At 57.5% G+C, this 7,102-nt stretch carries 7 protein-coding genes; all 7 read left to right on the forward strand.

From position 1 onward, the window contains the following. Nucleotides 1-5: 5 nt before the first annotated feature. The 7 genes from murC (at nucleotide 6) to C6W55_RS14755 (ending at nucleotide 6,843) form a co-directional block, all read left to right on the forward strand. The gene (gene murC, locus C6W55_RS14725; protein ID WP_015255405.1) at nucleotides 6-1,403 is read left to right on the forward strand and encodes a UDP-N-acetylmuramate--L-alanine ligase; all 1,398 of its coding nucleotides are present in this window, start codon (nucleotides 6-8) and stop codon (nucleotides 1,401-1,403) included. 167 nt (nucleotides 1,404-1,570) lie between these two features. Next, nucleotides 1,571-3,013 (forward strand): CAP domain-containing protein, encoded by a 1,443-nt coding sequence (locus tag C6W55_RS14730; RefSeq protein WP_286893515.1) that lies wholly within the window; start codon nucleotides 1,571-1,573, stop codon nucleotides 3,011-3,013. Between the two features lie 218 nt (nucleotides 3,014-3,231). Then, the gene (locus C6W55_RS14735; RefSeq protein WP_286893517.1) at nucleotides 3,232-4,599 is read left to right on the forward strand and encodes an SPOR domain-containing protein; all 1,368 of its coding nucleotides are present in this window, start codon (nucleotides 3,232-3,234) and stop codon (nucleotides 4,597-4,599) included. Between the two features lie 62 nt (nucleotides 4,600-4,661). Further along, complete coding sequence (locus C6W55_RS14740) at nucleotides 4,662-4,904, forward strand: DUF4321 domain-containing protein (RefSeq protein WP_286893518.1); 243 nt, start codon at nucleotides 4,662-4,664, stop codon at nucleotides 4,902-4,904. 38 nt (nucleotides 4,905-4,942) lie between these two features. Then, entirely contained in the window at nucleotides 4,943-5,758 is an 816-nt protein-coding gene (locus C6W55_RS14745; RefSeq protein ID WP_286893520.1) for a Maf family protein, read from the forward strand. 169 nt (nucleotides 5,759-5,927) lie between these two features. Further along, a complete protein-coding gene (locus tag C6W55_RS14750) occupies nucleotides 5,928-6,371 on the forward strand; it encodes a DUF4183 domain-containing protein (RefSeq protein WP_286893522.1) in 444 nt (147 codons plus the stop codon). A gap of 88 nt (nucleotides 6,372-6,459) precedes the next feature. Then, entirely contained in the window at nucleotides 6,460-6,843 is a 384-nt protein-coding gene (locus tag C6W55_RS14755; protein WP_015255398.1) for a DUF4183 domain-containing protein, read from the forward strand. Nucleotides 6,844-7,102: the final 259 nt, after the last annotated feature.

Consider the following 7,102-nt stretch of genomic DNA (forward strand, 5'->3'; position numbering starts at 1 on the left):
GGCATTTGAGCACGGCGGAACATGTGCATTTCATCGGCATCGGCGGATACGGAATGAGCGCCATCGCCAGGGTGATGCTGGAGAAGGGATACAAGGTGTCGGGTTCGGACGTGGTCCGGCAGGAGCGAACCGACAAGCTCGCGGCGCAGGGCGCCCGTATCTATATCGGGCACAAGCCGGAGCACGTAAGAGGAGCGAACCTGGTCGTCTATTCGACGGCGATCGCGCAGGATGACGTCGAACGGAAGGCCGCCGAGGAGCGGAACATCCCGGTCATCCACCGTTCACAGATGCTGGCGCGCCTTCTGAACGAGGGCAAGGGCGTCGCCGTTGCCGGCGCGCACGGCAAGACGACGACCTCGTCCATGATCGCCCTTGTCATGGAGTCGTGCGGCCTCGATCCGACCTATATCATCGGCGGAGAGATCGTAGGTCTCGACACGAACGCCAAAGCCGGAGGCGGCGAATACGTTGTGGCCGAGGCGGACGAGAGCGACGGATCGTTTCTGCAATATCAACCGCATACGGCGGTCGTCACGAACATTGAACCTGACCATCTGGAGAATTACGACGGCGATTTCGGCAAGCTGAAAGAGGCGTATGTGCAGTTTCTGCGCCAGGTGAAGCCGGAAGGCATGGCCGTCGTTTGCGCCGACGATCCGAATATCCGGGAGCTGTTGCCGCGGCTTGACGGCGCCCGGATCGTCACCTACTCGATCGAACCCGGCCGTGAAGCGGACTACCGGGCGATGGACATCACGCCCGGCGATCGAAAAGTTTCCTTCACGGTGATCCGACGCGGTGAACGGCTCGGACGCGTGGATCTGTCGGTGCCGGGCCGGCATAACGCCGGCAACGCCCTCGCGGCGATCGCCGTCTGCCTCGAAGCGGGCCTCTCGTTCGAGCGCGTCGCTGAGGCGATCCGCCTGTTCCGCGGCGCGAAGCGGCGCTTCCAGGTGATCGGCGAGACGGGCGGCATTCTGCTGATCGACGATTACGCGCATCACCCGACGGAGATCCAGGCGACGATTGCGGCCGCCAAGGCGACGGGCAAACGGATTATCGCGGTCTTCCAGCCGCAGCGCTATACGCGGACGTTTTTCCTGCTCGACGCCTTCAGCCGTTCGTTCGCGGAAGCCGACGAAGTCGTCATCACCGACATCTATTCGCCCGCCGGCGAGAAAGCGATCGAGGGCGTCACCTCGAAACGGCTCGCCGAATTGATCGTGATGAACAGCAATCCGAATACGATCTACCTGCCGACGAAAGAAGACGCGCTCGCCTGGCTGCTCGAACGCGTGGCGCCGGGGGACCTCGTCCTGACGATGGGGGCCGGCGACATCTGGCAGACAGCCGAGCAGCTGGCGCGGGAATTGCACGGCAGATTTGCGACAAGCGGTTGACGGGAAGCGGACAGCCGTTCGCCGGACCCCCACCGGGGTTTCGGCGGACGGTTTTTTTCATGCAAACAGGAATGCAGACACTGGAGCATACCCGCGACATCCTGTAAGATAACGTTGACTTGTCTTTTTCGAAAGGCCATGCAAACTGTCCAAGCGAGGGGAAACGGATGAGAACGATCGGGGAAAAGTTTCGGCAACTGTTTCCGGCGCTGCTCATTGTCGTCGTCCTGGCCACGGGAGGCGGGGCGTTCGCGGCAGGCGCGGACAATGTCTCCTTCAAGGACGTCGGGAACCATTGGGCGAAGAGCGTCATTGAATGGGCGGCTGTGAACGGGATTGCCAACGGGTTCGATGACGGCACGTTTCGCCCCAATCTGAAGATCAGCGAACGCGAATTTCTGGCGCTCGTGCTGCGCGCCTTCCCGGAATATGAAGTTCCGGAGCAAAAGGCGGGCGAGCCGTGGCATGTCCGGTATTATGCGGCGGCGAAGCGGTTGAACTGGCCGGTCGTCGACATGGAGGCGAAGCGGGAATACACTCGCGGCGACGCGGCCCGCATCATCGCGGCGGCGCACGGGAAGCTGCTGACGGTGGACGAGGCGGTCAGGTATTTGCTGGATAACGGACTCGCCAAAGGCAAGACGAGCGCAACGCCGGAAGGCTTCGGCGCCGGCGATCCGCTCACCCGCGCGGAGGCGCTGACGTTCATCTTCAACGTCAAGCACGCGGGAACAAGCGCGAATCAAGGCGGGACGGGCGACGCCGCGGAGACGGCGGCAAGGAACACGGATTTTGCGCTGCGCGGCATCGTCATCGGCGACGGGGAGCAGGCGGTGCTGGCCGCGCTCGGCGAACCGGATCGCCGGGAACCGTCCGAAGCGGGATACACCTGGCTTGTCTACAATGCCGACTATGCCGATTTTGCGCAGATCGGCGTGAGCGGCGGACGGGTGGCGGCGCTGTTCAGCAGCGCGGACGTCTGGGCGCAGCCGGACGGTGTGAAGCCCGGAGCATCCTTGCAGACGGCGGCCGGACATGCGGGGATCTCCCTTGAAACGTTGAAGGAATACGAGGTTTATACGTATGAGAAGAACGGCCTCCGGATCACATTGTACCTGGATCTGCTCACGAGCACGGTGGAAGGCCTGTTGGTGGAACAGGCCGGAAAGGGAAGCGGCGGAACCCGCGCGTCTGCCCCGCGCGAAGAACTGGCGCGCGCTTATGAACGTCAACTGTTGGATCTGACGAATGTGTTTCGCCTGAAACACGGCCTGAACGAATTGGCCTGGCATGACATGGCGGCCAAGGCGGCAAGGCTGCACAGCGAAGACATGGCGGAGCGGGGATACTTCGACCATGTGAACCCGGATGGCGAGAATCCGTGGGACCGGATGGCATCCGCGGGGATCGGGGATTATCGCGCTTACGGGGAGAATATCGCCGCCGGTTATCGCAACGCCTTTGAGGCGCATACCGGCTGGGTCAACTCCTCCGGACACCGAAAGAACCTTTTGCATGAGCGTTTTGAATCGCTCGGTGTCGGCGTCAAGCATAATCCGGACAGCGAATACGGCTGGTACTACACCCAAAACTTCTATACGCCCCGTTAAATCGGGATCAGAACACCGGTTGGCGTCCGTCGGACGGCATTCGGTGTTTTTTTAATGATTGGCAAGGAAATTTCTCCTGGATATCCCAAACGGACCAAGTTATAATAGAACACACGTTCGTGTCCCGTCCGTCAAACTCTCTTTTTTGAGACACATAAATCTCGCATCGGGTTCATAGAGTAGAGCAAGAAGAATCGGACAAGGAGTGCGATACGGATATGAACCCGAAAGCGCGGATAACATATCGGTTCGAACCGGCGAAGCCCGGCGTTGCGGGAAAAGGCGCTGACAGCAACCGGAACGGGGGCCGGCTGGTGCGGGTCCTTCCGGAAGACGATGCCGGCCGGAAAGACGGACAAAGTCCGGCGGACCCGGTCTGGCCGGGGGAACTTCGGTTCGAGACCGATGTCATCCCCTGGAAAAGCCCGTTCCAGGACGATCCCGATGCGCTCGAGCGATTGATACGCGAGACGGACGGGCAGACGATGGAGACGGAGCCGGGCGGCCGGACGGGAGGCGGCGAGACGGAACGCGGCGCAGAAACCGGCCGAATCCGTCCCGTGCCGGAGCGGAAGCCGGAAGCGGACGACGCGGTGCCGTTACACGAACCGGCAGCCGGCGGCGTTGCGCGGACCGGCGGACATCCGGCGGACGCAAACGGCGGCATGTTGCTGAATGATTGGGAGGCGCTGATTGCCGGAGAAGACGATGCGCCGGCGGGCTATGTTGCGCCGCGCCGCAGGCCGCCCGCGCCTTCCTGGACGCGGGTGATCGCCACCGTTGCCGGAGCGGTGCTGACGGGCGCGTTGTTCGGCTATCTGGTCATGTCGCTACTGGTCTGGCAGCCGGGGGCGCCTGAGCAAGAGGAGACCGGAATTCCGCCGGATGAAGAGGCGAACATCGGCTTGCCGGCTTACGGCGTTGTTCCGGAGGAGGCCGGGGATTCGCCGGATGTTTCCGGAAGTCCGGCTGTTTCCCAAGTTCCCGCCGTCCGGTATTATGTGCTGCAATACGGCGTGTTCTCGACCGAAGCGGGGCTTGCCGAAGCGCTGGCGCAGCTGCAGAAGGCCGGCTATGCCGCCGCAGCCGACACGGCGGACGGCTTCCGCGCTTACGCGGGCATCGCGGAAAGCCGGGAAGCGGCGGAAGCGCTGGCGGCGAAGCTCGGCGGCGTCGAGCTGTATGTCCGGCCGCTCGAGGTGCCGGCGACCGATCCGGCAGCGCTTGAGGGGCAGCCGGGCAGCGCGGCCGAATTCATGCTCCGGACGAACGACCTGATGCGGACGATGAGCGGGCTGTCGGCCAGCCTGCTGGCTGCCGGCGGGACAAATCCGATTCCTTCGGAAGCCTGGGACGATTGGCAGACGTCTCACCGAAGCTGGACGGAGGCGGCGGAAGCGGTTCGGAAAGAAGTCCCGGCAGAGAGCGGACCCGGCAGAATCTCGGATGCGCTTCGCAAGGCGGCCGAGGCGTTCGCCGCATATCGCGGAAAGCCTGCGCCCGAATATCTGTGGGACGCGCAGTCCGCGCTGATGGAAGCGGCGATCGCCCAGCGGGACTGGATGCGGTCGACCGGCGCATTGTAAACGCAAGGAGCGCCGCGTATAATATAGAACGAGTGTCAGAATTGGGCGAAGGACGATCGGGGATGAAGAATAATCGCTGGCTGCTGGTGCTTTTTGTCGTCATCGGGCTCGTGGCGGGAGCGCTTGTCGCGAAATGGCTGGAACAGGTTCCCGCGCTGGATTTCCTGACCGACTCGGTTCCGATTGTCTGGTCGCCGGCGGCGGATTTGATCGTCGTCGCGTTTGATTTGACGGTCAGACTCAACATCAGCCTGCTCAGCATCATCAGCGTCGTCCTGGCAATCTGGCTCTATCGCAGAATGTAGATCCCGCGTCTTGCGGCGCGGGACGGAAGGAAGTCCGTATGTCGAAAGATGGGTCTTACGTCGGACAAGCCGTTCAGGCGCTCGTGCTGGGGTCGACTTCGCCGCGCCGGCGGGAACTTGTGCAGCTGCTGGGCCTCCGCACTCCGGTCCGCTTCGAGGCGTCCGACGCGGATGAATCGATACCGCCGGGGCTTGCGCCGGCGGAAGCGGCGCAGCGGCTGGCGCTGAACAAGGCGGTCAGCGTCCGGGATCGGCTGGGCGCGGAGGCGGCGGGAACCGTCATTGTCGGCGCCGATACGATCGTCGTGCTGGACGGCGACATTCTCGGCAAGCCGCGAGACGCCGCGGACGCGCGCCGGATGCTCGGCATGCTGCAGGGCCGTGCGCATGAAGTTATCACCGGCGTGGCCGTCCTGAACGGAACGTCGGGAGAATCAAAGACCGCCGGCAGCATCACCCGGGTCGTCATGAAGCCGCTTGATGAGGACCGGATCGCACGGTACGTCGCGACCGGCGAGCCGCTCGACAAAGCCGGGGGCTATGACACCACAATGCACCTTGGAGACATTGGTCAGTATCGTGTCATATCTAAGTCGCCAAGCGGAGAGCCGGAAATAATTGTTGGTCACACCGTCAGTAAGGTAACTTTTAGACCGATGAGCGATGAAGAGATTTGGGCGTATGTAAAAACTGGTGATCCTTTAGATAAGGCGGGCGCGTACGGTGTACAGGGGATTGGCTCGGTATTTATTGAAAAAATCGAAGGAGATTTTTACAGTATTATGGGGCTTCCCTTGAACCTTCTTTATCAGATGTTGTTAATGTTTGGAATCAGCTTATTTAATCAATCATAGTTGAGTTGAATATTTTTCGTTTCTTTCGAAGGCGCCTATAATTGGCGCCTTATTTGTTGTTTCCTTATATGCTCAACCCAATGTTCCTTGATTAGGTCTTTTGTCCAAAACATAAATTAAAAAGAAGCATAAATTATTCCAAGACTTATGCATAGTAGAGGTGGGATTATTGAAGAAAAAGCATAGATTAAAGTGTAAATTTTTTAAACCTACAAAGCGTAGAAAGAGAAGAGGCAGAAAAAAAGTAATATACAAAATTAATTGTGTAATAAAGCGTTTAAATATTATTTGCCCAAAACAACCTTTTATTGGTGTTAAACCAAAAGTAAGAAGATATTTTTTTGTTGCACCCCATGACATTAATTTATCAGGAGAAAAAATAGTTTTGTTTCCCAATCAGTTTGTTGATGATAAAGGCGAAACCGTTGCCAAGTTTATTGACTTTGGTCAAGAAGGTTACTTCAATTTGTACGTTAACGGAGCATTGCAAGAGGGCAAGTTATATCACGTAAATTCCGATGCGTTAACTATTATATCGACAGGGCAAACGATTTACAAAGGAACCCCCATTATACTTGAATCAATCGGATTTATCATATCGAGAAAAAAATAGGTATATTCACTTGAAGATTAGCCCTGACGTTCATCTTCATTCAGAATATGATTTTATTGTATTACATTTTATGAGGAGGTTTGTTATCATGGCACTACAACTTATGAAGTTACTTGTTACGGCAACAACGACAGTTGAAACGGTTCCATCGCCACAAAAGTTTTTCTATGTAACAACTGGTGAAACCGCGGCGGGTGCAACATTGACGATTGATACTGCCGATTTTTTCGATGATACCGGGGCAGCAGCAACTGATCTTCCTGCATTGGCGACAAACAATAGTATGTATAATGTTTACATTAACGGTGTGTTGCAAATGCAGGGGATTTCAACCTATACTCCCGGAGCCACTACAGTAGGTTCATTGGTGATTAATGTACCCGCAGGAGGAGAACCTATTTTGGCGGGTTCGCCGATTGTATTAGAAGTAATAAATTATGTTCCAACTTCTACGACCACGGTAAACACGTGATCTAATTAATAGATGAGAAAAAACGATAGTGAAGTTCGGAAAGTCCGGAGTCATTCCCGGACTTTTTTGCGTTTGGCAGCGCATCGTGCTAACTGGTGGGAAGAATTGGCTGACGGAGTCGGATAACTTTGTAACTCAACTTTCGCAGAGAGAAAATGGCGCTAATTCCTTGGGATGATGGGGTTTTAGCTCGTTTGGTTCCAGGCTTGACGAAATGAAAAACACCTCTCTGTTTGGTATAATTGGAATTGCCAAGATC

This window comes from Thermobacillus sp. (genome assembly GCF_003390775.1).
GTDB lineage: Bacteria > Bacillota > Bacilli > Paenibacillales > Paenibacillaceae > Thermobacillus > Thermobacillus xylanilyticus.

Coding starts and splice junctions, on each gene's coding strand:
- C6W55_RS14730 (WP_286893515.1), top strand. CDS start 1,571: ATGAGAACGATCGGGGAAAAGTTTCGGCAACTGTTTCCGGCGCTGCTC.
- C6W55_RS14735 (WP_286893517.1), top strand. CDS start 3,232: ATGAACCCGAAAGCGCGGATAACATATCGGTTCGAACCGGCGAAGCCC.
- C6W55_RS14740 (WP_286893518.1), top strand. CDS start 4,662: ATGAAGAATAATCGCTGGCTGCTGGTGCTTTTTGTCGTCATCGGGCTC.
- C6W55_RS14745 (WP_286893520.1), top strand. CDS start 4,943: ATGTCGAAAGATGGGTCTTACGTCGGACAAGCCGTTCAGGCGCTCGTG.
- C6W55_RS14755 (WP_015255398.1), top strand. CDS start 6,460: ATGGCACTACAACTTATGAAGTTACTTGTTACGGCAACAACGACAGTT.